Here is a 26,514-nt window from a genome sequence, read left to right on the forward strand (position 1 = left end):
GGAGTGGCTGTTGGCGGATGGCACCCCGGTCGCGGACGTGCTAGTGCTGTCGCACCCCGAACAGGTCGATCGGTTGCGCAACGCCTGCCCGGAAGCGGCCCCGACAGCGGTACTCGCGGGAGATCCCTGCTTCGACCGGATGCTGGCAGCGCGCCCGTATCGGGAGCGCTTCCGTAGAGCGTTGGGCGTGAAACGCGGGCAACGGCTCGTGTTGCTGAATTCGACATGGAACCCCGAGTCACTGTTCGGGGACAGCGGCGACGAGGACGTACTGCCGCTTCTGCTGCCGAAGCTGACCGCCGAACTCGCTGCGGACGAGCACCGGATCGCAGCCGTACTGCATCCCAATATTTGGCATGGCCATGGACCCGGACAAATCAGATCATGGATGGACAGAGCGCAACGCGGCGGCCTTACGCTGGTGGATCCGCTGGAAGGGTGGCAGCAGGCATTGCTGGCAGCGGACGCCGTTTTGGGGGACTTTGGATCAGTCTCGTACTATGCCGCCGCCCTCGGCATCCCCGTCATGCTCGGAGCCGCAGCGCTCGCAGGTCTGGCCGCCGATTCGCCGGTAGCCGACTTCGTGCGGAAGGCACCACGACTGGACCCGTACGCGCCGTTGGGACCACAGTTGGATGCTCTGCTGGCCACGCACCAACCCATGAGCGGCCCTGCCGAGTTCACGACCTCCGCCCCGGGTGAGGCAGCCGCCCGTCTGCGCCGCATCTTCTACGACGTCATGGGGATACCCGAGCCCACGGCGCCGGCGCTGCTCGACCCACTGCCGCTGCCCTCGTACGACCCGCCGGTGCGCACTTCTCCGCTGCGGGTGCTGACGAGTGTCGTGGGTGCGACCGAGGTGTCGGTCACCCGCTACGCCGATCCGCGCTATGAACCGCAGGGCCCGGGCGAAGCTCACACGGCGGTGCACGAGGACACCCTGGACCCCGGTCTCCTTGCCATCGCCGATGTGATCTTCAGGTACGGCTCACCCGACGACCCGAGGCTCGGCCCGCCCGAGTACTGGACCGCCGAGGTGCTGGAACGCCACCCGGGCTGCGCACTCGCCGCGTACGTGACGGCCGGCGGTTGCGTGGTGCGGACCAGGGACGGAGCGCTTTTGCGTCTCGACGCCGACCCGCAGGCGGCCGACCCGGCCTCATACGCCTCGGCGTTGCATGCCTGGCTGGCCCTCGGCAAGGACCCCGCAGACCTGGCAGGCGGTCTGACGGTGTGGACCGGGCAGACCGCACATCAGGTGTCGGTCACTCAGGCAGGCCCCGGCCCGCTGACACACAGCGATCACGCAAGGCCCGAAGGTGATTGACGTGGTAGTGGGCGTTCTCGCCCGCGAGCGCGTCGATCGCCTCGTCGATCAGCGGCAGCGCCTCTGACTGCCGCCCGGCGCGCCTGTACGTGTCCGCCAGATCGGTGAGCGTACGGGCGGTGTTGTAGGGCTCCTTCTCGCGGAAGAACCCGAGAGCCTCCACCAGCAACTCCTCGGCCTCGTCCAGGAGATGGAGACCGTTCAGCGCGCGCCCTCGGTGACGCTTCAGAAGGGCACGGGCACGGGGCTTGTCACTGTAGCCGTCGTCTTCGGGACCGACACGTTGCCAGATGCCGTCCGCCTCGACGAACAGGTCGTGGGCATCCGGGAATCCCCACTGCCCCAGCCGTACAAGGCCCAGCGTCTCGATGGCGGTGGCCAGACCGCGCTGGTGCCCCGCCTGCCGCTCGGCCGCCGCAGCCGCCTCCGCCTGGATCTTGGCCTCGTCGAACTGTCGCGACTCGATCAGGGCCATTGCCTGCAGGGTGTGCATGCGTCCCGCCATCCGGGTGCCGGGACAGATGTCGTCAGCGACCTTCGTGCCCACCCGAAGCGCCGGAAGGATCTCTTCGTGGCGGCCGTCCTTGAGCTGCAAGGCCCACAGGGCCTCGCACAGCTGACACGCGGTGTCGCCGAGACGGTACTCCTCAGCAGCGAACACCGCCTGAACGAGATTGCCCAGCTCGTTGCCGAGGGCGGCGATAGCATCGCCCTTGGACGCGTAAGGGCCAGGAGGCAGCACTGTGAACAGGGGGCCCACGTGCCAGCGTTCCGGCAGGGCGGCGCGGTCGGCCTGCACAGCGAACGGCAACAGCGACTCGACCGCGCGCGCCACGGCCCTGGAGCAGGCGGGGATGCCGTCCTCGCGTACGGCGGCCTGCTCGGCGTGCCGACGTACTGCGGGACGGAAGCGGTAGCGGCCGGTGCCGGTCTCCTCAACCAGCCCCTTTTCTGCGAATTCAGTGAGCAGACGGGCGGCCTCGGCTTCCTCGACCTCGGCCATGGTCCCTGCCACGGTCGGGCTGAGCGCCGGCCACGGCCACAGTGCCGAAAGCCGGTACAGCCGGGCGGCGGTCGGCCCGAGCGTGCGGTACTGCTCCTGCGCGGCGGCGTAGGCGGGCTCGTTCCCGGGCATGGTGGGGATGCCTTCCTCTCCCAGTCGCGCTTCGAGCAGCGACGCGAACGTCCTCAACGCGTACGGAGATCCGCCGCATTGGTCGAGCACCTGCGGCAGTATGGCGCGGGCGCGGGCTTCCTGAACGGTCCGCTTGCCCGCGACTTCGGTGAGCAACTCGACGGCGTACCTCTCGGGCAGTGGCACCACCTCGATCGGTTCGGCGTCCGCCTGAGGAAGACGGCGGTGGGCGACGATGATGGTGAAGACTTCTGGCGCCGAGGTGAGCAGAGGCGTCACCTGCGCGGCTGTCTGGACGTGGTCGAGAACAATGAGCAGCCGCCGGTCCGCGACAAGCCGACGGAAGAGATCCATCCGCTCCTCCAGACCCGGCGGGATGTCCTCCGAGTCCAGTCCGAGGCTGCGCAGGGCTTGTCGGAGAGCCATGGCAGGGTCCGGCACCCGGGCCAGGTCTACGTACAGTTGCCCGTCCGGATACCGCTGCAGCTCGCGCCATCCCCATCGCAGAGCGAGGGATGTGCCGCCCATCCCCTCAGGCCCGTACAGATGAACCCTTCGAGCACGTCCGTCGAATTTGCGGGACGCCTCGCGCGTAAGCCGCCGCATCTGCTTGTCGCGATCAACGAAGCCCCGGAGGCCGTCGGGCAGTTGCGGAGAAGTGCGGATGCGCACCTGGGCCAACGCCCTGCTGACCACCGCTTCCACCTCGGCCAGCCCCCGTGCGTGCTCCGGACTGCGCAACGCTCCCTCGTACAACAGCCGGGCCAGTCCCTCCCATTCGGCGGGCCGCTCGGGGGCCGGAACCTCCCGCCCCGCGATCCGACGTGCCAACCCGCCGATCATCAGGTACGCGTTCTTACCCGCCTCGTTGCCCATCCCCGCACCCACGGTCCCCAGCATTGCCGTAACCGTCGCCAGCGATATGAGTTCCAGCATCCTGCGCTTCCCCGTTCCCACGCGCCGCCCACCGGGCGACCACACGCCCCGGCCTGGAAACCAACCGTAACCGGGGGACCATGCATGGCGCGCGCATCGCCTCGATTAAGGCCGTGTCCTACGAGGCGAGTTGGGCCGGGGAACAAAATGTGAGTGGGCGCTGGAGCTGGATGCTGCCGGACGGATCACGGAAGCCCGTGCGGGCCTCTCCTTCCGCCGACACGGGTAGGTCCCGCAGAGCGGCGGGACACAGAACAGGACCCCGTCTCAGCGAGGGCCGCCCCTCTGCGCGAGGCGGCCTTGCTCGTACAACCCACCTATTGGTACGGACCGTGTCATCCAGCCCCCAGACGACGCGGCAGCCTCCGGGCTTGGGCTCCTCTGCAACCGCAGCCGGCTGACGGCCTCGGCGTCGTACCGGTCAGGATGCGTCCTCGTCGCTCTCCTCTGTTGTCTCGGTCTCGAAGCGGACGCCTCGGTACTCCGGATGGTTGCGGTCGACCGCGCCCGCGACGCGGAGGGGGACCGGATGGCGGGTACGGGCGTCCCAGGCAAGGGACTGGTGGCAGAGTGCGGCGGCTAGCGCAGCCAGGTCCTGTGCTTGGTGGCTGTCCGACGGGGCACGGTGATCTGGGTCGCGGTGAAGCTGTGCCAGTCCTTGCGGAGTGGAGCCTTTTGAAGCTCTTCGGGGATGGTGAAGCGGGTGCATGTGCTGCCGTTGACACCGGTCTGGCCGAAACCGTCGTAGGTGCGTGACTTCTGGGCGAGATACCAACTGGTGGCCTTGGTGTCGGCCGTAGTGCGCTGGTGGAGCCGGTCATCGGGAGCTGCGGGCCGCTCTGGGTCGCGGCGGCGGGCGTCGGAGCGATCGACTGGGGTGGGGACCTCGCCGTACGAGTCGAGGATGATCTCGGTCACGGTGCAGCCCTCCCTGCGCAGGCGCACGCGGGTGAGCATGGAGGTGGCGTCGAGGGGCGCCACGTCGGGGTCGTAGGCGACGGTGAAGTGGTCGCCATTGCGGGCGAGCATCATGGGACTGTCCTGCGCGGTGGTGCCGCGGCGGATCCGGACGGTGACGCCGTTGAGGTGGGCGCGGGTGATGGTCGTCACGCCGTCACCTGGGCGTTCTCGGCCCAGTCGGCGCGAGCGTCGGCTAGGTCGGCGGCAACCTGGTCGAGGCGGTCGGCCTGCGCCCGCAGCTTGGCCCCGACGTCCGTGACGCCCTGGGGGTCCAAGTCCTCCATGACGCAGTCCTCGACGACCGTGATGGTCGCGGTCGGGACACGGTGGTCGGGGACGGAGGAATGCGGGGAGCACGTGATCGTCGCGCAGAACACGTTCTCTTCGTAGATTTCGCGCCCCCCATCGATGCCGAACGGAGTGTTGATCACCATCGGCTGGCCAAGGAAGGCCTGGTAGTGCGTCACATCGGAGAGGTGGAAGTGCAGCTTGCCGTCGGGCAGATCGGTCTTGCTCGGGTCGTCCTCGGCCCACGCCGGGAGGTGGCCGCTCACGGTCGTCCCGCTCTCGGTGCTGATGGACCAGGTGCGTGCCTTTGGCGCGGCCGACTCCTGGGCCGTGAACGCGCCGCGCAGGTACTCCAGCGTTTCGGCCGGGGCCGCGCCGACCGGCGTCACCAGGAAGCGGCGGCCGTCGCGCTCGCGGAAGTAGAGGGGCTCGGTCAGCAAGTCACCGTTCGGGCCGTCGGCCGGAATCTGGGTGATGTCGTGCTCGGCGAGGAACTCGGTGAGGGCTTGGCGGGCCTCGGCGGCTTCGCCGGCCCGGTGGTGGGCGGTGGCGAAGGCGATGTCCTCCACCGTTGCGGCGGGGTCGTCGGACTCGCCGACCTGTTCCTTGACGTAGTCGACGAAGGCGGTGGCCTTCGGCTCGCCGTGGGTGGTGAGGAATCGGTCCGGGTTGTCGAGAACCTGGGCGGCCGACAGCTTTGGCTGGGCGCCGTCGACTATGTCCGCCAGCGCCTCCAGGCGGGGCAGGGTGGCGAGGATGTTGGCGACCTCGGTGCGCAGCCCATCGGCGGTGAGGTCGGTCTCGCAATACCCGATGAACGGGGCGAGGCCGGGGTCGCCGTCACGGCCGTCCTCGGCCATGACACGGGCGTCCAGGACGGTCCTGCCGCCGGGCTGGTCGATGGTGACGCCGTGGGAGGTGTGCATCTCGTGGTTGCCGGTGACGGTGCACCACGACCAGACGACGCACACTGGCTCGAACGGGACGAGGGTGAGGGCGGCGCAGTCGTGGACGGTGGGCTCGGTGGGGCGGGCGTCGGTGTTGAACTGTGACGGGGTGGCGAGGGCGGCAGCGGACTGTGCGGTGTGGTTCACGATCACTCCTGGTTGGTTCAGGTTCTCGTCAGGCCTCGGACCCAATCCCCGTGAACATCGGATCCGAGGCCGCTTGCCTCTTGTCTTAGTGGCCTTGGCGGATCGGGTGGGGGTGCCCCCTCTCCGTTCAGGTGGGCGCCGCCCCAAGATCGGTTACCGTCTGGTAGGTCACGCGTAAAATGCGCACTTTCGAAGATCTTGAGCGTCGTGGGCGGTAGCTCTCCCAGAGGCGCTGCGCTGCCTGCACCGCCGTGACGGTGCGGACGAGGCAGGCGATCCGGGCGACCTGCGGGCGGGTGCAGTGGCGTACGCGGTGGGTGCCGGTGGCTCGGCCGTCGCGTACAGTGCGGCGGGTGCGGGCGACGACGGAGCGCTCGACACCGGGGCGCAAACGCAACCGGCAGACCGGCGGCGTGGCACCGACTCTGACGCAGGATCTCCGCAGAGCAGATCGTGGCTGCGACGAGCCTCCGGCAGGGCCGCTATTGCCTACTCGCTTCCATCGCCGGCGGACGGCTCGCCCTGGCTGAGATGCCAGGCAGCGGCACACGTGGAGACAGGTACGCGGTGGCTGGGGACCGGGCCACCGACTTCAGCCCAGTGGCCGACACTTGCGACGGCTCCGACACCCAGGTCGCCGAGCAGGTCCGCCAGGACCAGTGTCTGATGGCCGAGGTGCTGCGCACGGGCTCGAGAGCAGCGGAACGAATAGCAGCAGGCACGCTCCGTCACCTTCGCGGGCCAGCCTACCCAACACGCGGAGCGCGGGTCCTGGCACGAGACCTCCGTACGCCGACGCTCGGCCGCTGGAGCCCCCAAAATGTAACCAGAATCCCGTAAAATGTAACCACACTTGAGTTACATTTACCCTATGGCCACGGACCTGAGTGAAATGATCGCCGAGCTGCGCTCGGCGGGAGGCGACTGTGCCGACATCGAGGTGAAGTCGGCCGCCGGGGGGCTCCCCCAGTCGCTGACCTCGACGCTCAGCGCGCTGGCGAACCTGCCGGGTGGCGGCACCATCATCCTAGGGCTCGACGAGCGGACCGGATTCCGGCCAGTTCCCCTGGCGGACCCGCAGGGGCTGAAGCAGGGCCTCGCGCTGAAGGCCCGTTCGTTCACGCCCCCGATTCGCCTCACCATCAGCGACGGAACGGTCGACGGCTGCCCCGTCGTGGTGGCCACGGTCCATGAGTGCGACCGTTCGGCGAAGCCGTGCAGGGTCACCGCCTCGGGCACTTCCTACTCGCGTGGATACGACGGCGACTTCGAACTGTCGGCCCTTGAGGAACAGGCATTCCTCGCCGCACGCCACCCCCCGCTCTTCGACCGGGCACCAGTCGCCGACGCCACCCGGGCGGATTTCGACGACGAGCTCCTCACCGAGTTCCTCCGGTCGGTCCGGGAACGGGACCCCCGCGGCCTGGGGCGCTTCACCGATGATGCCGAACTGCTGCGCCGCGCCGGCGTCACCGCCGCCGACGGGACCCCCACCGTCGCCGGCCTGCTGGCCCTCGGCGCCCACCCTCAGCAGTGGTTCCCCCGATTCGTGATCCAGGCATCAGCAGAGCCACTGCCGGAAGATCCCGTGGGCTCCCGCGCGCGCAACCAGACGACGATCACGGGGCCGATTCCACGGATGCTCGACGAGGCCCTGGCCTGGGCCCGGCGCACCTTCGACACCACGATCGTGTCCGAACCCGACGGAACCGTCCACGACCGACCCACCTACCCCTACATCGCCTTCAGGGAGCTGATCGCCAACGCCCTGGTGCACCGCGACCTCGACCACTGGTCCGCCGGCCTGGCAATCGAGGTCAGGCTCCGCCGCGACCGGCTGGTGGTCTCCAACCCCGGCGGACTGTACGGGATCACCGTGGAACGTCTCGGCCGGGATGCCGTGACCTCGGCACGCAACGCCAGGCTCGTCGCGATCTGCCAGCACGCCCGCTCCCCCGAAACGGGAGCACGGGTCATCGAAGCCCTGGCCACGGGAATCCCGATCGTCACAGCCTCCCTCACCGAAGCCGGGATCCCTCCCGCCCACTACGTGGACGCGGGCATCCGGTTCACCGTCGTCCTGCAGCGCGCAGCGGCAGCCGCGACACAACCCGAGCTGAACGAAACCGCACTGCGCGTCTACGACGCGCTCGCGGCAGGACCCCAGAACGCGACCGAGCTGCAGAAGTCACTGGAGCTGTCCGCCCCCAACGTCCGCAAGGTTCTCCGCAGCCTGCGCAGCCGGGGCCTGGTGGAGCAACTCGGAGGCAGAGGACGGCAGACCACCTATCGGCGCCCTGCGGAATAGCCCATCCATCCGATCCAAGTCGACCACCCTCGGCTCCGGCCTGCTGCTCGTGCACCACTCATGCGAGGGACTGCGACCACAGCGCCGACGCCCTGCAGGTGACCGCTCATCAGTGGGCTCCTTCCCCTGACCTCTGACCTCTGACCTCTGACCTCTGACCTCTGACCTCTGACCTCTGACCTCTGACCTCTGACCTCTGACCTCTGACCTCTGACCTCTGACCTCTGACCTCTGACCTCTGACCTCTGACCAGGATTGTGACGATTGCTGGATCCGTGCTGGATCCAGCCGATCGGTGCTCCAGGCAAGGGGATCTGGGTCGAGTGCGAACTCCTGGTGGCGAGCGGTGGTCGCGGTGGCCCAGGCCGCCATGGCGTCGCGTCCGGGCCAGGGCACACACGCTGTCCGGGTGAGTTCCACGCAGAGCCTCCGTACGCGGTCCGTGCCACGCTTACCGGCCCTGGCTGCCACGCTGGCCGCGATGGCGGAACAAGGCGGCGGGATCTTCGTGGACTTGCCGGACGCGCTACATGCCGAGAGCGCCGCCAGCGGCCTGATCGGACAGTTCCAACACCGGGTGCCTGATGCGGGTGACACTGTCCGACATACTGCTCGATCTCGTTGACGCGTTGGAGCGCACGGACAGGCGTGAGCAGTACGCCCTGCTGCCACGCGCTCTCAGCGATCGGCCCGGCCAGGATCGCCGAGGCGGCCCGGGCTGCTGCGGATCAGGGCTCATCCCCTGGGAGTGTCCAAAGAGCACGCAGCCATTGTCGGGATACCACAACTATCGTTCCCCTATGAACCACCAATTTCGCGGTTGACCGGGAGCCGGTCTGCACGCCCGGCCACCACACGGCCACCACGCCCATCCGAACAGCCCGAAGAAGAGCGACCACAAGATACAAAAGACCAGCTCAAAGCCCTGCAGAGCAGAACCGCCACTGACTGCAAACCTCAGACCTACGCATTGCGATGCACAGACCGCACGTGCCCGATTGGCCCGAATTCCAAGGTCAACGAAGACAACAAGCCCCAGGTCAGAGGCCTGACCTGGGGTTGACCATGGAGCCGCCTTCGGGATTCGAACCCGAGACCTACGCATTACGAGACCGTGAGCGTTCGTGCCGCGCGGTGCCTGGTCATGCTGCTGAGTGACGTTCTTCGTGATCAGACCACATGCGGCTGGCTGATCTGTGCCACCTCGTATTACGCCGTCCAAAGGCGTCCGGCCACCGGCTGGCCACCAGCAGGGACACCGCTGGCGCCAAGAGGCAAAGTCACCCAGGTTGTGGACTCCCCACAGAGCCTCCTGCCTGGCGCATCCAGGCCCTCGCCGGCGACAGTGCGGCGGGGGAGGTTGCGCGGTGATCGAGTCAGTTCCCGTGGCCTCGTCCCCGTCCGACCGCTGGACCTGGCCGATCGACCCGAGCCGTTACGACAGGGCGCACAAAGGCACAAGGGCCCACGGCACATCGTGTTCAGTCACGCGTGAGCGCATCGCTCCGCGGGCCAGGACATCACGGTTCATCAGCTTGGGGCCCAGGCCGTGAGGAGGTCTTCGGGCGTGAGGTGGAGGACGCCTTCGGCCGTGCAGCCGCTGCGTGCGACGGCGAGCAGAGGGGTGTCCCCGTCGGCTCCGGGGAGTTGACAGCGATGGGTGATGAGGCGGGCGAGGTCGCGGTGGTCGAAGGGCTTGTTCTCCAGCCACTTGACCGATCCGACGAGTGTGATCTTCTTGGCGATGGGAGAGCGGTCGGCTCCGACGATGTCGATTTCTGGGTCGTTGGTGCGGGTCCAGTAGCCGCCGACGACATCGGTACCCGCGGGGAGTGGTTCATCGTCGGCGCTCATGCGCCAGAGGGCATCACGGATCACGGGTTCGATGGCCCGGCCGCGCCAGGACGTCCAGCTGGTACGGATGGAGGCGAGGACGCGGTCGCCACGGCCTCGTTCGACGGCCGGGATGCCCGAGCTGATGAAAGAGAGCCAGAAGCGCAGGTAGGGATCGGCGATGCGGTAGCGGGTCTCGCGGCTGGGCTTGACGGACAGCGGCAGGTCTGCGGCCACCATACGGCGACTGGTGAGGACCTCCAGGGAACGGGTCACAGAGCCGGGGTTAAGGCCGCCGGCGGCCCGGCCGATCAGGGTGAACGTGCGCTCGCCGTGCCCGATGGCACCCAGCACGGTGCGGGCCTGCGCCTCCGTGGGGAATTCGGCGGCCAGGGTCCGCTCGCCGCTGACCAGCAGGGCCGAGGTCGGTCTGCTCAGGGCCTGCCCGAGGTAGTCCCAGACGCCGGCGCCGTGCGGCCATTCCTCCAGGATCAGGGGTAGTCCGCCCGAGACGAGGTAGGCATCGAAGGCGTCGGCCGGTGCCAGGTCGAGCATGGCTGCGACATCGGCCGGGGTGAGCGGGGGGACGACCATCTCGGTGCCGCGCTGGTAGAAGGGCCGTCCGTAGGTGTTGAGCTGTTCCATCATGGCGATGTCGGAGCCGATGAGGACGAGGAGAACGGGCAGCTTGGACAGGGTCCGGTCGAATGCCTTCTGCAGAGCGCCTTCGAAGGTGGGGTCCTCGCGTACGAGGTAGGGCATCTCGTCAAGGATGACGATGCTGGGCGTATCGGTGGGCAGTGCCGACGCGAGCAGGCTCAGCGCCGCGTCCCAGGTCCGCGGGGACGCGAAGTCCGCGAAACGGCCCGAGTCGGGAAGACTCGAAGACGCCACCTCGGCGGCGAATCCCGCCAGATCCTCCTCCCGGGAACCTCCGATGGCGGTGAAGAAGACATGCGGAAGCCCGGTACGCTCCACGAACTCCTCCACCAGTCGGGACTTGCCGACGCGCCGACGCCCCCGGATCAGCACCGCACGTCCCGGACGCCCGCCGGTCCTCACTGGGGCGAGCAGATCCTCCAGAAGGCTCAGCTCACGACGGCGCCCGATGAACCCGTTCACGACGCATCATCTCCACACTCACCGGCCCTCAGAAACTTTCCTCAAGGATACTTTCATAAATGAAAGCGGGACTCGGGCGGGTGATCGGGCAAGCACTGTTGCCCGCCCAGGCAGCCAGGGGCGACGGCAACGGCATCCTCACCCTTCTCCGCCGCCGTCGCTCTCGTCCTCGGCGTGTTCATCCAGGGCGCCGAAAAGGAGGATGCTGAGTTCGTCGAGGATCCATTCGCCACTGGTGACCGATGCCTGGTCTCTCGTCACCGGGTGCACGAGCATGCCAGTGGCGCCCAGTACGGCCAGAGCCGCCTCTCTCACGCCCAATGCCGGGGTGAGCCGTTCAAAAAGACGGTGCAGCTTTCCCGCGTCACGCGCGAGGATCTTGCCCTCGAAGTGCCACTCAGGGGTGTCCTCTCGCCGCTCCTCAAGGACGCTGAGGGCAGCGGGGAGCAGGTGTGGGTCCCAGGCTTCCGGGTGGGTGTGGAGCCAGGTGATGGTGACCGCCAGCCCGTCGCCGTGCTCGATGGGGGCGGGATCTTCCGCACGGGACTCCGCAACGGGTTCCGGCAATGCGTTCTTGACCCGGGGAACGCTCGCATCGATCGGATTGGTGTCCAGGACGTTGTAGAACAGTGCCCGCGTCATAGCCGCCGGTCCTTGCCCCTGGATCGCGGTGAACGGCTTGAGCTCCCAGTGCGGATCGGCTACCGCTCGCTGAGCATCGGTCTCGAACCGGTTGATGGCATGGGTACTCATGTGTGCGCGAGGGGCACGCGGATTCTTCTGGGCGGCTTCCGCCGCAGCCCGTGTCGCGCGCCAGACGAGGTTGTAGATCTCGCCGAGCGGCCTGTGCTCGGCAACCTTGTAGGCAGCCTCGGACAGACGGGCGCTGTGGTTGTCCGGAACAGCGGGCAGATAGAGCTCGTCCAGTCGGTTGGTGAAGTAGCGCAGTGCTTCTTCTGCGATGAGTTCCTGCGCGACTGTCAACAGGTCATCGTGCTGTCCCGCGGTCATACCGGCGGGAGCCAAGACGGTGGAGAGGTGGGCGTCGAGCTGTTCGGCCGCCTTGCCCGGGCTCGTACCGAAGGGGGCGTAGTACCGGGCCATCATCGGGTAGAAGCTGCCGGTGAGCTGGGGTACGGCGACAGCGTCCAGATCGCCCTCGGCGTCACGCAGAGCGTCTTCAAAGCTCTCGGGAGCCCAGACGAAGGCATCGACGGGGCTGGTGGGGTGGATCTTCAACAGGCTCGCTCGCACCAGCGACCCAAGAAGCGTGCTGGTCTTGCCGCTGTCCGGATACAGCGGGTCGGGCCAGCCACCGATCTCGGCGATGGGTGAGGTGGAGGGGGCATACCGAAGTACGGCCAGGGCGCCGATCATGTCCCGGACCGGGGCGACGGGCAGTTCGCTGCGGTCGGAGGGGAAGACAGTTGCGTAATGCTGTGCGACGGTCTCCTGTTGGGCTTGCCGCCATGTGGCGTGTGTCCCGTCCAATGCCTGCCGCTCCTGCGCCTTGGCCTTGGCGGCCTCGCGCTTGGCCTTGCGTGCCGGGTCAACGATGATGCGCACCGCAGACATCAGTGACTCGGTGCACTCCACGCAGGCGGGGTCCTGCCCGTCGCAGAGCTGTTGGAACGCTGTCCGGGACGTCAGACTGAGCGGCCCCGCGCATTGGGAGCACGAACGTCCAGGAACGACGGCCCGCACACCGGCTGCCGCGACGGCGTAGATCTGGTGGCCCCAGCCGGCGGTGTCGATGTCTTTGGCTTTCTCGCACCAAACCGGTGTGCCGAGCTCCGGGGCGAAGCCGGCCAGGGCCCAGTAACGCTCGCCGATGGTGACGAGTTCCGGGTCTGCTTCGCCGTCCGGGACCACCTCGGGTATGAGCTTGGAGAGGTCATCGAGAGCCGACTGCGCGTTGGGAAGATCGCTCACGTCACTCACTCTAAGGGCCCGGGCTGACACCTTCGGGCGGGTGGCCCCGCCGCCCGCCGGGCCGGGGCCTTCGGCATCGACGGGAGTTACGGACGGTGGGCGATGGAGGCGGGTGGGACGGTTCAGTGGGGAGACGGACCCAGGTTGTCCCATGGGGAGGGAGGTTCGGGGTCCTTACGTGGACGCGGGCCGCCCGGGTTGCCCTGGGGGTGCTGATTGATCCAGCCCAGGCCGCCGATGTCGAGTTGGTGGCGGGCGCGGGTGACGGCGACGTAGGCGAGGCGGGCTTCGGCGTCGTCGATGTCGCCGGGCAGCGGGTCACCGTTCTCGTCCGTCTCTTCCTGGTCCATCGGCTCGGTGAAGTCCTCACCGATGCGGACAGAGGCCCATTCTCGGCCCTTGGCCTTGTGGGCGGTGGAGACCACGATCTCAGCGCCCTGCTCGACGGAGAGTTTGTCCACCGCGGCGAGGATGACGTCGACACCGTGTTCGTCGACGAGGTCGACAAGCGGCAGGAGGTCACGGCCGGAGGGGTCGTATTCGGCGTACTCCTGCAGTTCACCCCAGGAGTCGAAGAGGATCAGCTCCGGGTGGGTACAGCGCTTGCCGGCCTTGAGGTCGCGTGCGGCCCGGGCCAGCGCACGCAGGGATTCTCCGCCACCGACCAGCGCGACGCGGCGACCTGCCTCCAGCAGACGCATGACTTCGAGCATGGCCCCGACGTTGGACCGGCACAGGATGGCGTCCGGTTCCTCGACGCGTTCGAGGCGCGTGCTGATTGCAGGGGTGCCGGTGAGCCGGATCGGGGAGTCGACGATATGGAGCCACCGGTTGGCCTCCTGCGCCAGCGCGGAGCCGAAGCGGAAGGACTGGGACAGGGCCAGTTGCGTGCCGTCGAAGTCGGTCATGACGTCCCGGGCGCCGCGCCAGCCGTAGATGGCCTGGGCCGAGTCGCCGACCATCACCAGCTGGGTATGACGCCGCTGGGCGTTGAAGACCTTCTCGACGACGGGGTTGGTGTCCTGGGCCTCGTCGAGCAGCAGAAAATCCGCTCGGATCGTGGGTTCGGTCAGTGCCCAGATCTTCAGATAGTGGTCGTGGTCGAAGCGGACGACACCTTCCTGGGGGTTCTGCAGGTCACCCCATGCCTTGGTCGCGTACGGCAGAACGACGTCGACGAGTTGGGCGTGCAGGTCCTCCGCCTCGATACCGCGCATCCGTGGGACGTGGTGGCGCTTGATGGTGCTGTCCGCGGACTGGCAGAAGCGGGTGACCGTCCGCAGCACGGTGTAGGAGAGGGCCTTGTTGGTGACGTTCCGTTCGCCGATGCGGATGCGCATGTTGACGGCGATACCGAGAGAAGCGCCGGTTTCCAGCCGGGGACCCGGGGAGCATTCATGCGGGATGCGTACCTGTGGCCCACGGCGCCGAAGGCCAGCGAGTGCGCGGTCTTGCACAGCACGTTGCCGGGGAACTTGTGGGCCGCGTCGGTAGCGATGGACTTGTTGAAGGCTATGTACCGTCCGCGACTGCCAGTACTCGCAGCGAGCATGGTCAACGTCGTGGTCTTGCCGGTTCCGGCGCCGGCCTGGAGCACCACATGGTCCCCGCGCCGGAAAGCATCGACGGCCGTGCTCTGCTCAGGGGTTGGTGCGGGCATCGTGCTCCCCAAAGGGTGGGTTCGGCTCCAGAGGGCGACATCACCGTGACACAGGGAGATCATGCGTGTCCCGGCGATCGCGGACTTCGGTCCCGACTTCCGCAGGGCGGCCACATGACTCATGCAATCGGCAAACTGACGGGAAGACCAACTCGCACGGGGCTGCGGCAGCGGGCCCGCCACGTTCTCGAACGCGGCCTTCCGCTGCACCCGTCCGAGCCGACGGCGGACATCCCGTAGCGCCTCTTCGCTCAGATGCTGCGGTGCGCGACTGTGCAGCCCGAACAAGACCCTGTCTTCTCGAAGCCTCAGACCGGCAGGTATCCCCGCGACGAGGGCAACGCCACGGCCAGGGTGCAGTGCCCCTTGAGATGGGAAGGAAGGCACGGGCAGGTCGGGGACGGCGCGTTTGCCGACTGCTTCTGTGCGCTACCGGACCGCGTGGACGAGGTCGACGGTTCCCCTTGCCACGATCACAGCCGGGCCGTTGAGTTCCATGCTCCCGTCCGCCCGTACCGCTACGTGCAGCCGGCCGCCGGGGACGTCGATGGTGTAGACGGCGGCTCCGGTCTGTCGTCGGCGGTGTCGCAGGGCGGCGACCGCGGCGCAGGCTCCGGTGCCGCAGGCGCGTGTCTCGCCGACGCCGCGCTCGTGGACGCGCAGGGCGAGATGGCGAGGGCCGCGGACGGTGACGAACTCGACGGTCACGCCTGCGGGGTATTCCGTCGGCGGGGTCACGGCGGGAGCTTCGCGGAGGTCGCCCACGTGAGCGAGGTCGTCGATGAGGACGACGGCGTGCGGGTTGCCCATGTCGACGTGCAGAGCGGGCCAGCGACGCCGCTCCACGGACACCTCGATGCCCTGGGACCCGGGGAGCCGGGGGCGGCCCATCTGGACGCTCACCGCGTCGGCCGGGCCTCGTCCGAAAGGCACGTGGACCTGGCGGACTCCCGCCCGTGTCGCGACGGCGAAGGTCCCGGGTGTACACAGGCCGGCGTCGACAAGGCAACGAGCCATCACCCGGATTCCGTTGCCGCACATCGCTCCCCGGGAGCCGTCTGCGTTGCGGTAGTCCATGAACCACTCGGCCTCGTCCGCCATGGCTGCGGCCTCGGGGTCGGCGGCACAAGGCACCGCACGCAGCAGTCCGTCGGCCCCGATGCCGGTCCGCCGGTCGCACAGCCGGATGACGTCCTCCCGGGACAGAAGCAGGTGGCCTGCGGGGTCGGGCAGGACGATGAAGTCGTTCTCGGCACCGTGTCCCTTGGCAAAGACCACGCCGACGAGATGGGCCTGAGGGGCGTTCATGAGTCGGTGTGCTCCTCCGACTCCAGGCGCAACCAGGCGACCTGCCCGGTGGCTGTGGCCGTCAGGCCGAAGGCGGTGCCCTGCCGAAGGACTTCGAGGATGCTCCCCCACTGCTCGGTGGCATTGAGGGTCACGTCGATCTCGATACGGACCTCGCCGGTCTCCTCGGTGACACGAGGCTCGGCTCCGGCAAGGGCGGTGAGCCGTGCGACGGCTGACTGGATGGAGGTGATCCGGCGGTCGTGCCCCATTTCCCCCCGCCCATTCAGCCAATATCACTCACGGTAATTCCAGTCAACTAGCTTCTAGCTAGTGGACTAACTTTGTCAATCTGTACAGCCGTGCGTTGGCGAGGAGGAGCATGGCCGACGGCACCTCGGGGAAAACGGCCCCGTACCTGCGCGTGGCCGCCATGATGCGTGCCCGTATCGCCGACGGCACATGGGCTCCGGGCGATCGCATGCCGTCGCGGACCGACCTCGGCCGAGAGTTCGGTGTCGGCGAGAACGTGATCCGCCGGGCCCAAGAACTCCTGATCTCCCAGGGCCAGTTGGAAGGCCGTGCGGGTTCTGGCACGTACATCCGCTCTCCGCAAAAGCGCCGCCCCCTGCCGCGTATCCCCTCGGACGGACAGCGGGGCGGTTCCGGAATCGCCCCGGCCGGCTTCGAGGGCACCTGGGAGGCCGACAGCACCGCCAAGGTGCCCGCCCCGTCGGCCATCGCCGCCCGCCTCTCCATTGAAGCGGGCAGTCTCTGCGTGCGAACCGTCTACGAATTTCTGACCGACCACCGCCCCGTCCTGCTGTCCACCAGTTGGGAACCGATGGCGGTCACCGGAGGCACCCTGGTGGTCCTGCCCGAGGGAGGCCCGCTGGCGGGACAGGGGGTCGTCGCGCGCATGGCGCATCTCGGCATCACCGTCGACCGCGTGGTGGAGCTCCCGCACCCCGTCCTGATGGGCCGCGAGGATGCGCAGATGCTGGGCGTCGCCAGCGGATCCCGGGCGACCCTGATCGAACGCACTCACTACGACGACGCCGGGCGCCCCGTGGAAACGGCGGACTTCCTGGTCCCCGCGAGCCTGTGGGACATCGCCTACGACATCCGACTCGCCCCGTAGCCGTACCGGCGGGCGAGCGACGCACAGCAGAAGACAAGACCACATGCCGCTCGGCGGCACGAGGGGGAGGAACACCATGCCGGCACAGCGCCGCGATCCGATGAGCCGAGCCGCCGACATACTGGCGTCACCCGTACTGAACGGACTCATCGGCCTTGCCGGCATCGTGATTCCGGTCATCGCCTGGGCCAGCGATCGCACCAGCCTCACGAACGGGCTCCTCGTCGCGGAGACGGTCCTCGTCGTCATCCTGACGGCGAACCACCTGTGGCTCCGCAAGGCCTTCATCACCCTCCGGCGTGCCACCAACCTCCGCGCGATGGACGACGCGCAGTACTACGACCGAGTCCGCGCCCAGCTGGAGCAGGAACTCATCTCGGACTACGGCGAGATCGCCGACGGACACCTTCGCGTCTACGCCAGCGAGGTCGCACGACTGTCCGTACTCCTGGTCAAGACGCTCATCGACTCCCCGTCGCAGCCCAAGCGGATCCTCGCCGCCGACCTGACCACCAACCCGTCGCTTCTCACCCAGCGTCGCGAGTATCTGACCGCGAACCGCCGCCTGATCGAAGTCGGCGGCACCATCGACCGGCTGTTCATCTGCTTCCGGGACGACCTGAGCCGTGCGGACTACGCCCGCCCACTGCTCGAACTCATCGACCACCACCGCCAATTGGGTGTTACCTGCGGCCTGGCGGTACGCGACCGCCTGCGGGCCGACCAAGCCGTGGACGTCGTGATCATCTCGGCCGCCGCCGCACTGGTCGAAGAGGAACAAGGCGACGCCGACTACAAAAGGGGACGCAGCAGCGTCTACTTCAAGGGCGTCGAGCGCTGGATCGGCCGCTTCGAATCGGTATGGGGGCACGGCTCCGACTCCGCCCCGCTGGTACTCCAGGCGTACGAACGCTTCGCCCGCCCGATGCTGGACGGCAGCACCTGGGACAGCGACCGCGCCCTACAAGGCGTCGACAACCTGTAGGGCCAACAGGCCGCGAAAGCCAAGGATGATCGTCCCAGTTGATAAAAAGAGGGAAAAGCTAGTTCACTAGATATACGGTGTGTGACAGTCATGCGCGGGTGGGTGGTCGCCCGTCTTCCGTCTGCCCGGGGACTGTCCATGCTGCTCTGCATAGCCGTCATGGCCGTCGGCGCCGCCATGCGGCAGATCGACCGGCTGCACTTCGCCCGCAGACGCCCTGCCACCGCTGGCGCCTCCCAGTTGACAAGCCTTCAGCGCGCCCGGGCCAACAACTGGACACCCACGCTGCTGCTGACCGGACAGTGGATCCAGATCACCGGCTGGTGGATGCTCGCCGGTCTCGGCCCACTGAGCGCCATTGCGGCCGCGGTCGGCGTCGCCGTGCACTTCCGCCATCTGCAGGAGATCTCCCACTTCGCCATCCACGGCGTTCTGGCCCGGACCCACCGCGCCAACCTCGTGCTCGCCGAAGCCTTCGCGCACCATCCCCTCGCGCTTGTGCCCGCACCGGTACGACATCAACGACACGTACGTGACCACCACCCCAACGCCACTCAGGCCGACGTCGACCCCAACCTCGACGAACTCCGCCAGGCCGGGCTGCAACCCGGCACCACGCGCCGCCAGTTCATCGTCGCCCTGATGCATCCGCTCACCACACGCGGCCTACGGGCCACCGCCGTCGGCATCACAGCGAACCTGCGCCCCGCCCCCGGTTCCTGGCTCCGTGCGGCAGCCGTCGCCGCCGTACTCGCCGCCGCATACCTCGCCGGCGGATGGTCCGCCGTGCTTTGCGGCGTCCTGCTCCCACGCCTGCTGCTGTACCCGCAGCTCGCCTGGCTCAGCCTGTTCGTGGAACACACCTGGTTCGACCCCGACCCCCGTACCGGCACCCGAGCATGGGTCGAGGCCGGCCGCTGCCTGCGCCTGTACCCCCGAAACCGCGCCCTGGCCGCACTCGCCGCGACGACCTGGCTCCCCTACGGCGACCTCCACCACTACGCCCACTCCGCCCACCCCGCCGTACGGTGGAACTACCTGCCAGCACTCGAACGCCACCTGTCCGCACCCCACTTCACACCCCCCGCCCTTCTCCTCGGCCCCACCTCGGTCGCACGCCGCCACTTGCGCGCACTCGCCGACGCACATTCCTCCAAAGCCCGCGCGACAGCCTGACCCGGCACAGGCCCGGCTCTCCTGCCATCGAGCAGAGGAGATCTTGTGATGTGTGCGGAGACGAAATGCGGCGGGCGTCGGCAGCGGAACCGTGATGCGGCGCTACGCGCTTTACGGGTTTTGTCCTAATCCTTGAGGAGAGGATGCCAACGGGCCCTGTAGCGGGTGGCGCAGGCGCACTCCCGACTGGCCACAATGGCCTGGTCCCTGTGGGACGGCAGGCCCGCGCGCGGCTCGTCACCCGCCATCCCGGTGGGCGGACAGGGAGCATGCCGACCGGGCTGCCTCGATGCCCCGGCCCGCATCCGCCCCACACGCCCGGCGGTGTGACCCTCAAGAGCGGAACGTACCGGCTCGGGCCGTCGACCGGCCGCCTCCTGATCAAGACCGTCCGCGCCGGGCTGGGCCGCAGGGCGGGGCACGCTTGCGAGCAGAACGTGGCGTCACGGCAGGCGATCGCCTCCAGCGGCTCGCGGCAGTACCTGCATCGGCGCACGACGGGGCTGGCGGCAGTTCGGCCCCACGAGCCGAGGGCAAAGGTTGCCCGAGCCCGCTGGACGGGCATGTCTTCCAGCGGGCCCATGGGTCGCAGGAGTTCGCGACGGGCTTCCCTCGGTTCCGCCGAAGAACGCGGTGCAGCCAAGGTGGTTGGGGTGTCCGACAGGCCGCTGTGACGAGACCGTCGGACGTCAGCGGTTGAGGTCGAGGAAGGGCACACCCCGCCCCTCATACGCCTTCGGCACCACCGTGGCGACCAGCGCGTCCGCACCCCACTCGGGAAGATGGCGCACAGCGTGAACGGCAGCCGCGATCCCGAACGGAACGCCGTCCCTGCGCAGCTGCGCGACGGTGAGCATGCCCGGATAGTCAAGGTCGACCGTGTGGATGACATCAAGCTGACCAACACGCTCCGCGATGCCCAGATGCTCCGCGTCCGCCTCGAGAATCGACAGCACCGGAGCCCACAGCCGCATCTCCGGCTCGAAGTGAGCCCGGTGCACCAGCGCGGACACCTGCCGGTTCCCCGACAGCGCAAGCAGCGTGGGTGCATCCAGGACAAGGTGGTGCTGGATCACACGGCGGCACCCTGCTGCCCCGCAAAGGCATCGCGCAGCTTGCGGCCCATCGCCGCGCTCTCCCCGTCACTCACCTCGACACCGAAATGCTCCGCCAGGTAGGCACGCGTCCGCTCGGCACGCTCACGCCGCTCCTCATCCGTGAGCGTCGTCTCCGCGAACTCCTGCACCAGCGAGCGGATCGACGTACCCCGCGACTCCGCGATGACCGCCAGACGGTCCCGCACCTCAGCCGGCACTCGGATCATGGCATCGGACATGAAGCATGCATACGGCACGTCTACATGCAAGCAGGCCGTTCGCCGAAGTCCCCTCCGACACTCCCTCGCTCCGCAGGCCCCAGGGGGTCCACGGGGGAGGCAAGATCCAGCAAACCCCTTGAGGATCAAGGCCTCCCCCGCCTCCAGGGGGCATTTGCGTGTGGAGCCCAGGAGCGTCGAACCTCTGTGTCCCAAAGCGGCGACGGGAACCCGCCCTCAACGATCCCCGCGATCACACGGCTTCGCCTCTACACGCCCGCCGCCCATAGCTGCAGCATGAAGCACCAGAAGCCCGCCGCGCACCGCAAGCCGTGCGCGAGCGTCACGTTGTCCACTGGCTACAAAAATCAGCGCCCTCACCGGACCTCACGCACGGCGCCTCAGGCTCGTTCCGGACACTAACGCTGCACGAATGGCCACCACTTGGCCACCACCACCCCTGCAGATACTGACCGGAGCGTCAGCAGGATCTCAAGAAACACCAGGTCAGCCACCTTGTCCGGCCACACAGGCGCATCACCGATTCCGAAGAGTGAAACCTTTGACCTACGCATTCCATGCACAGGCGCCCGAAGCGCTACAGGCACACATTCCAAGGTCAAGAAAATGAAGAAACCGCAGGTCAGAGGCCTGACTTGCGGTTTCCCATGGAGCCGCCTTCGGGATTCGAACCCGAGACCTACGCATTACGAGACCGATAGGGATCGTGCCGGACCGTGCTGCGGGGTCGTACCAGATCCCGTTTTCCCAGATCAGAGCACATGTCGCGGTCCCGTTGTTCGTACCCCGTGTTGCACCGTCCAAAGGCGTCCGCGCTCCCCTTGCGCTCCCCTGGTCGCCGCCGGTGACGCTCCAGTCCCGGACAGCGACCCTAACCCGCTGCCCTGGGGCCGAATTGTCGGCATTGGACAATGCGAGCCGGGGGTCTCGGCGCCCTCTTGCTGCGCCCGGATGCTGCCCGTTGCAGCCTAACGAGCCGCGCCGAGGCGGTTGCGACGCGTCTCAACCAGGTTTCGCCGTCGTTCGCGGGTCTGTTGTTCTCCGTCGATCCACCGTGCTCGCGCGATGTGCTCAGGGAGCGGAAGGCCGGCGATGAAGTGCACGATTTCGACGTAGCAGGCGTAGTCGCCGCTCTGCGCGAGTTCGCGCAAGCGGGTGTGACTTTCCCAGGTGACCCACGGTGCAAAGTAGCGGTCAGGCGCCCGCTTGCTGGTGGTCTGCAGATGGACGGTCTCGCCGACGTTGAGCGCCTTCTCGGCGCGGCCGGGACACGCTGCGGTAGCGGCGCCGACGGGCAGTCTCGACGACGAGGGGTGTGCCACCCTCCGATGTGGCACACCCCGTGGCAGCGGGTCAGGCAGAGTCAGTGATCTGACTGAGCACCCATGCCGTCACGGCCCTGACGATGCCGCCGACACCGGCCCCCACCACGACGAGCCACCCCTTCTTGGAGCCTTCTCGCTCCTTCTTGCGCTTACGGTTGAACACTGATCCTCCTAAAGGGTCAGGGGCCCGCCCGACGGTTTCGCGGCCTGCTGGCGGGCCCGCTAGGCTGCCGCTTCTCGGGCAGCGATATGACCCTGCACGCCTGGAGACGCTTGTAGAAGCGCTCGGCTGTGCCCCCTGGGACAACCCAGGGGTTTCCCAGGACAACAGCGCCTGCCTGCGGCTAGGCGGAGGATGTCCCGGTATCTGCAAGAGTTGTCCCGGGACAATCAGGGGGAGTGGAGACGCCCATGTCAGTCAGCCCACGACGACGACCAGGCGCGCGTTGGTCGGCCCCTCGGGGCAATTGCGAGGAGATCAACGAGTTGGTCGAACTGCTCCGGGAGTGGATCGACGGCTCGGGTGTAACCGCTAGGGGAATCTGGGAGCAGAAGCTCCTCGTCCCCGAGGACTTCGCGAATGGTGTTGTGCCGGGCAGGGAAGCCTTCCTCGCCCAACTGCGGGGCCGCAGGTTGTCCCGGGACCTGTGCGAGGCCATCGCCCGGATCTGCACTCCGGACGGTGATCAGGAATTGCTTCAGAGCCGCTATGACGTGATCGAGGAGAAGCTGAAGAAGGCCGCGGAGGCGCCGACGCCCGTCGTTTCCGACGACTACGCCGAGCTGAGGCGTCAGATCGCCGACCTGCAGAGGCAGTTGCAGGCAGGGGTGCTCACCGCGAGGGCCGCACCAGAAGAACCGGCCTTGGGGCGCAGCACATCCTCCTCGGCAACGGCAGTCCCGCCCGAGCGGGGGATCCTGCCCTCTGCTGCCACCGCGGCGGGCCCTGGGGCGCCAGACCTCAATACGCGGGAGGACCGCGCGAGCAGGTCCCGGGACGACGGCCCGCGGCTGGTGGATGAGTTCGAGTATCCGGAAGGTCTGCTGCCCGAAGAACTGGCCTTCTTCACGGAGCTGAACCGCCTGAGAGTTGAGTATGGATGGTCCTTGTCTCAGCTCAAGGAGGAGGCCGGGAGCTCAATGGTGGGATGGGCTCGAACTTTCTACGGCCAGGCGATGCCCGGGATCGAGATGATCGGCTACCTCATCCTTTCCCAGGGGCTCAACGCAACCCTGCTCGACCTGTACGAGGCGGCCGAACAGGCCCGGGGTCGAGACGCGTCGAACACCACGTTGGATCCTTCGGACGTCCCCGCAGCGATCAGGAAGCTGGAGGAGTTCACGCGCTACAACGCGCTGGACCCGCTCCTGGAGCATGTGGTCTTCACTTGGCCGGCCGAGAGGCTCGCCCATCTCCTGATCGCGATGGAGGAAGAGGAGTCCTCCACGAATGCCGTGGTGATGAGCGAGGCGGCCGAGCAGTTGCCGCCAGAGGCCATCGTTGAGTTGGCGGCCACCTTGGCGAAGAACCCTTCGCCGCACGGAGCAGATGAGGCAACAGCCTTTCTCCGGTGGGTCGGCAGGGCACGTCCGGACAGGACGGTTTCGGAGACAGTGGCTCTGCTACACGCCAACCAGCAGTTTGACCTGGTTACTGCCCTTCTGGACGGCGCATCCCAGCGACGACGCTAGGCGCCCTGAAGCGTCCACAGGCAGGGTTGCGGTTGGTTCACTCGGGTCTGATCATGGGAGGTTCAGCAGGGGGAGCTGGCGCAGCGGCGCGCTCCGGTTGGCCGGTGTGACGGGCGAGTTCTGCTGCGATGCGATCGCTGCTCTTCAAGATTGCCGTTTTCGCTTCGGCTGAAGGCCAGATGGTCAGCAGGTAACGCTCGATGGGGTCGGAGTCGGTGCCGTCGGGATTGGTACCGCGGCCTTGTGCGTGGACGCGGATGCGATACCAGCCGGGGCCTGTGATGGCCAGGTTGGGCAGCTCTTCAGCGGGACCGAGGTCGAGGGATTCGACGAGCAGCTGACCGGATTGGCACTGGAGGCTGACCTCGACGATCTCCTCCCAGGTGGTGTCGTCGTCCGCGGGGGGCGGCGTATCCCTTGCGTCGGCGGTGACCTCGACGTCGCCGGTGCGGATGCCGGTGATGATGACGGCGCCGTGCGACATGGGTGCGGCCAGCCCGTTGGACCAGTCGGCTGTGTCTACCGGGATGTCCCCGCCGTCCAGGACTCCGAAGGTTCCCTCGGCGACGAACAGTTGGGCGGAGCTCATCTGTGAGCCTTTCCTTACTGGGATCGCTGTGACAGGCCGGGGCTGCCCGGGGCCGATGGTACTGCGGTGAGCGGCCGGCCGACGGGCATCGCCTGGGATACGGTGCCGTCGGCCGGCCGCGGTGAGCGGTTTAGGAGATGCGGATTTGGAAGGGGTCGCCTTCCAGCATGCGCTCGCTGCGGAAGAACTGGGTGTTCAGGCCGCCCTGGGCATTGTTGTCAGACGCGTTGATCATGCACGCGCTGGCTCCCTTGGGGCCGCTGCCTGTGGGGATGTTCGGCAGGTCGCAGCCGGAGAAGGTGCGACGAGTTCCCCCGGCGCTCAGTCCCTGCTTGGAGGTAGCGATGGGGTATTCGTCGCAGGATTTGCCCTGGATGCTGGGGGCGTCTCCGCACGCCTTTTGGCGGTTGTCCCGGATGATCTGAGCATCGGTGGTGCGCGTCAGAGGACGCTTGAAGGAGCCGCCCGGCAGCCCGGAGGCCTGTGCGCGCTTGACGTGCGAGGCCAGGTCCGGGTAGCTGGACTGGCTGTACCACAGGATCGACGGGTACCAGGGAACCACGCAGCCGACCTCAGGCCGGCCCGCTGTGGCGTTGTCGCAGCGGAACTCGTTGAAGCTGACCGGCAGGAGCGCGTCGCTGTAGCCAGGAGCCTGGAAGGTCAGTGTCCAGGTGCTCTTGCACTTGCCCTTCGTGCCGGCGGTGTGGATGGTTGTGTCGAAAAACGATTCGCCAAGCCGCCAGGAGTTCTTGGGCATCAGCGGCTTCTTCGGGAACTTGGATTCGCTGACCTTGCAGGCGCCGCCCTTCGAGGCCGAGCCCTTCACCGAGCCCCTGTTGAGAGCATCGCCCCAGCCGTCATATGCCGCGACCTCGATCTGGTGGCCGATGGTCCCCAGCCCCGAGTCGCCGTAGCTGTAGCTGATGTACAGCAGCTTCGCCCGGCCGGTCTCACGCCACACACCGTTGACTCTCTGCTTGGTGGTGTAATCAATGCCGCCGACCAGGCAGACGGCCTTGCGGATTCCGACGACCTTGCCCTTGCTGTCCTCACACCACTGCGGAGGAGCCACCCCCGCCCGGGCCGTGTCCGCCGTCATAGCCGTCGCGCTCTGGGGAATCGAGTCGGCCGAAACCTGCTGCACGCAGGCCGCCCGGCCCTCCTCGTCGGGCTCCGAGCATGTTTCCACTCGGGAGGACTGGGCCGACTGCTGGGGCTTGGCGTACGGCAGCACGGCGTCTGGCGCCGCCGCGGCGTCTAGTTCGTCCAGTCCGGGATCTTCCTCCAGCGGCTCGGACGCCGGCGCGGGGTCCCCCTCCTCCGACGGTGACTCGGATATCTCCTCGTCCACGCTCTGCGCGGCATCCTCCACGGACGATGCCTCATCATCCGAGATGGGCGCAGGACTCTCCGGCACCTCAGCGACAATGTTCGGCCTCGATGCGGGCCCCTCGGCTGCCTGCGCCGTGCCCAGGCAGCTGACAAGCAGCCCGAGTGTGACGACGCTTGCAGAAAGCAGCTTCCTCGATCTCAAGTTGTGCCCCCTGTTGTCGGTCAAACAGCACGAACACAGCCCTTGCGTTGGCGTGTTCACGCCGGGTCGACAGGGATCAAAGCACACGGGTCTGACAACGCGCCTGCGAAAAAGAGGCCTACAGTCGCACGCTCGGCCGTCCCGGGGGCGGCGGACGCGACGTGCTACGGGTCTGTGTTCCGGAGCGTGGAGCCGGGTGGGTCCACGCTCCCACTGCCCCTGTGTCGCAGGTCCCCTCCGCCACACGGCAGTTGAGCGCTGGTGCCAGTCACGACGGAGCAAGGGACGTTTGCAGCAAGCGACGACGGTGGCAGTCTCCTTCCATGCCCTCTCCTGAACTCGCCCTGACCAAGATCCTCAACGACGGTCGCGAGGCCGTCATTACCTGGAACGGCCGGTGCTGGCTCGTCGAGGTGGACGGGACGCACTACACGATCGGGCTCCTCACCCCGCGGGAACAGCCAGACGGCTCGACGCACGTGATTGGCGGCGGCGGTCGTACGGTCGGCCTGACCGCCGACGAGGCGGTACGACTCGCCGCGATCGAGGCTGCCGAGCGCGCCGCGGACCGGGCGACCCCGGAGGGGCTGCGCAGAGCGCTCGTCCGGGAGCGGGACAGTGCCATTCAGAAGTGGGACAACACGCGCTTCTACCTTGATGAGGGCAAGTGCGGCACTGATGAGATGGCAGCTGCCACCAGGGAGATGCAGGAGGCCGTGCAGGCAGTGACACGGTTCGATGCCGAGCATCCCGGTGTCCGAACCTCGGAGCAGGCAGAGGAGGACCGCCGCGTGCTCCACAACCTTCGCGTTCTTGGCGGATGACACCCAGCAGCCTCGCCAGGCGAAGAGACC

Annotated in this window: 21 protein-coding genes and 1 pseudogene; 7 read left to right on the plus strand and 15 right to left on the minus strand. The window is 67.7% G+C overall.

Annotated features, from left to right (window positions below; genetic code table 11):
* Positions 1-661: 661 nt before the first annotated feature.
* Positions 662-1,327 carry a hypothetical protein gene (locus QQM39_RS18920; RefSeq protein ID WP_301998134.1) on the plus strand — a complete coding sequence of 222 codons (666 nt, stop codon included), beginning with the start codon at positions 662-664 and terminating at the stop codon, positions 1,325-1,327.
* On the opposite strand, the gene QQM39_RS18925 is transcribed toward QQM39_RS18920, so the two are convergent.
* From QQM39_RS18925 to QQM39_RS18935, 4 genes are all read right to left on the minus strand, one after another.
* Positions 1,266-3,362 carry a tetratricopeptide repeat protein gene (locus QQM39_RS18925; protein WP_301998136.1) on the minus strand — a complete coding sequence of 699 codons (2,097 nt, stop codon included), beginning with the start codon at positions 3,360-3,362 and terminating at the stop codon, positions 1,266-1,268. The two genes, QQM39_RS18920 and QQM39_RS18925, sit on opposite strands and share 62 nt — an antisense overlap.
* A gap of 457 nt (positions 3,363-3,819) precedes the next feature.
* On the minus strand, positions 3,820-4,053 hold the full coding sequence (locus QQM39_RS46215) for an RNaseH domain-containing protein (protein ID WP_367669695.1): 234 nt from the start codon (positions 4,051-4,053) through the stop codon (positions 3,820-3,822).
* Positions 3,978-4,508 (minus strand): RNaseH domain-containing protein, encoded by a 531-nt coding sequence (locus tag QQM39_RS18930; RefSeq protein WP_301998138.1) that lies wholly within the window; start codon positions 4,506-4,508, stop codon positions 3,978-3,980. The genes QQM39_RS46215 and QQM39_RS18930 overlap by 76 nt, the downstream gene beginning before the upstream one ends.
* The gene (locus QQM39_RS18935) at positions 4,505-5,740 is read right to left on the minus strand and encodes a hypothetical protein (protein WP_301998139.1); all 1,236 of its coding nucleotides are present in this window, start codon (positions 5,738-5,740) and stop codon (positions 4,505-4,507) included. The genes QQM39_RS18930 and QQM39_RS18935 overlap by 4 nt, the downstream gene beginning before the upstream one ends.
* A gap of 871 nt (positions 5,741-6,611) precedes the next feature.
* On the opposite strand from QQM39_RS18935, the gene QQM39_RS18940 reads away from it, so the two are divergent.
* Entirely contained in the window at positions 6,612-8,048 is a 1,437-nt protein-coding gene (locus QQM39_RS18940; RefSeq protein WP_301998140.1) for an ATP-binding protein, read from the plus strand.
* A 1,530-nt stretch (positions 8,049-9,578) separates the two neighbouring features.
* Here QQM39_RS18940 and QQM39_RS18945 read toward each other — a convergent pair.
* The 5 genes and pseudogenes from QQM39_RS18945 to QQM39_RS18965 all read right to left on the minus strand — a co-directional run bounded on the left by QQM39_RS18945 (position 9,579) and on the right by QQM39_RS18965 (position 16,154).
* A complete protein-coding gene (locus tag QQM39_RS18945) occupies positions 9,579-11,003 on the minus strand; it encodes an ATP-binding protein (protein ID WP_301998141.1) in 1,425 nt (474 codons plus the stop codon).
* Positions 11,004-11,141: 138 nt separating this feature from the next.
* On the minus strand, positions 11,142-12,935 hold the full coding sequence (locus tag QQM39_RS18950; protein WP_301998143.1) for a hypothetical protein: 1,794 nt from the start codon (positions 12,933-12,935) through the stop codon (positions 11,142-11,144).
* A 122-nt stretch (positions 12,936-13,057) separates the two neighbouring features.
* A pseudogene (locus QQM39_RS18955) lies at positions 13,058-14,595 on the minus strand (UvrD-helicase domain-containing protein).
* 429 nt (positions 14,596-15,024) lie between these two features.
* Positions 15,025-15,903, minus strand: coding sequence for a diaminopimelate epimerase (dapF, locus tag QQM39_RS18960; protein WP_301998145.1), 879 nt, complete (start codon positions 15,901-15,903; stop codon positions 15,025-15,027).
* Positions 15,900-16,154, minus strand: coding sequence for a hypothetical protein (locus tag QQM39_RS18965; RefSeq protein WP_301998147.1), 255 nt, complete (start codon positions 16,152-16,154; stop codon positions 15,900-15,902). The genes dapF and QQM39_RS18965 overlap by 4 nt, the downstream gene beginning before the upstream one ends.
* A 110-nt stretch (positions 16,155-16,264) precedes the next feature.
* On the opposite strand from QQM39_RS18965, the gene QQM39_RS18970 reads away from it, so the two are divergent.
* From QQM39_RS18970 to QQM39_RS18980, 3 genes are all read left to right on the plus strand, one after another.
* Complete coding sequence (locus QQM39_RS18970; RefSeq protein WP_301998149.1) at positions 16,265-17,023, plus strand: GntR family transcriptional regulator; 759 nt, start codon at positions 16,265-16,267, stop codon at positions 17,021-17,023.
* 76 nt (positions 17,024-17,099) lie between these two features.
* Complete coding sequence (locus QQM39_RS18975; protein ID WP_301998150.1) at positions 17,100-18,008, plus strand: hypothetical protein; 909 nt, start codon at positions 17,100-17,102, stop codon at positions 18,006-18,008.
* A gap of 138 nt (positions 18,009-18,146) precedes the next feature.
* The gene (locus QQM39_RS18980; protein ID WP_301998152.1) at positions 18,147-19,184 is read left to right on the plus strand and encodes a fatty acid desaturase; all 1,038 of its coding nucleotides are present in this window, start codon (positions 18,147-18,149) and stop codon (positions 19,182-19,184) included.
* Positions 19,185-19,873: 689 nt separating this feature from the next.
* On the opposite strand, the gene QQM39_RS18985 is transcribed toward QQM39_RS18980, so the two are convergent.
* The 4 genes from QQM39_RS18985 to QQM39_RS19000 form a co-directional block, all read right to left on the minus strand.
* On the minus strand, positions 19,874-20,260 hold the full coding sequence (locus QQM39_RS18985) for a hypothetical protein (protein WP_301998154.1): 387 nt from the start codon (positions 20,258-20,260) through the stop codon (positions 19,874-19,876).
* Entirely contained in the window at positions 20,257-20,520 is a 264-nt protein-coding gene (locus QQM39_RS18990; RefSeq protein ID WP_301998155.1) for a hypothetical protein, read from the minus strand. Before QQM39_RS18990 ends, QQM39_RS18985 begins: the two co-directional genes overlap by 4 nt.
* A 968-nt stretch (positions 20,521-21,488) precedes the next feature.
* Positions 21,489-21,842, minus strand: coding sequence for a hypothetical protein (locus QQM39_RS18995; RefSeq protein WP_301998157.1), 354 nt, complete (start codon positions 21,840-21,842; stop codon positions 21,489-21,491).
* A 31-nt stretch (positions 21,843-21,873) separates the two neighbouring features.
* Positions 21,874-22,008 carry a hypothetical protein gene (locus QQM39_RS19000; RefSeq protein WP_301998159.1) on the minus strand — a complete coding sequence of 45 codons (135 nt, stop codon included), beginning with the start codon at positions 22,006-22,008 and terminating at the stop codon, positions 21,874-21,876.
* A gap of 323 nt (positions 22,009-22,331) precedes the next feature.
* On the opposite strand from QQM39_RS19000, the gene QQM39_RS19005 reads away from it, so the two are divergent.
* On the plus strand, positions 22,332-23,537 hold the full coding sequence (locus QQM39_RS19005; RefSeq protein WP_301998160.1) for a hypothetical protein: 1,206 nt from the start codon (positions 22,332-22,334) through the stop codon (positions 23,535-23,537).
* A 37-nt stretch (positions 23,538-23,574) separates the two neighbouring features.
* Here the strand turns inward: QQM39_RS19005 and QQM39_RS19010 are convergent, their stop codons facing one another.
* Both QQM39_RS19010 and QQM39_RS19015 read right to left on the minus strand, forming a co-directional pair.
* On the minus strand, positions 23,575-24,126 hold the full coding sequence (locus QQM39_RS19010) for a hypothetical protein (protein ID WP_301998162.1): 552 nt from the start codon (positions 24,124-24,126) through the stop codon (positions 23,575-23,577).
* 130 nt (positions 24,127-24,256) lie between these two features.
* Positions 24,257-25,498, minus strand: a complete 1,242-nt coding sequence (locus QQM39_RS19015; protein WP_301998164.1) for a hypothetical protein — start codon at positions 25,496-25,498, stop codon at positions 24,257-24,259.
* A 485-nt stretch (positions 25,499-25,983) separates the two neighbouring features.
* On the opposite strand from QQM39_RS19015, the gene QQM39_RS19020 reads away from it, so the two are divergent.
* The gene (locus QQM39_RS19020; RefSeq protein ID WP_301998166.1) at positions 25,984-26,484 is read left to right on the plus strand and encodes a hypothetical protein; all 501 of its coding nucleotides are present in this window, start codon (positions 25,984-25,986) and stop codon (positions 26,482-26,484) included.
* The last annotated feature ends 30 nt before the right edge of the window (positions 26,485-26,514 follow it).

The organism is Streptomyces sp. DT2A-34, from assembly GCF_030499515.1.
In the GTDB taxonomy this organism is placed as follows: Bacteria; Actinomycetota; Actinomycetes; order Streptomycetales; family Streptomycetaceae; genus Streptomyces.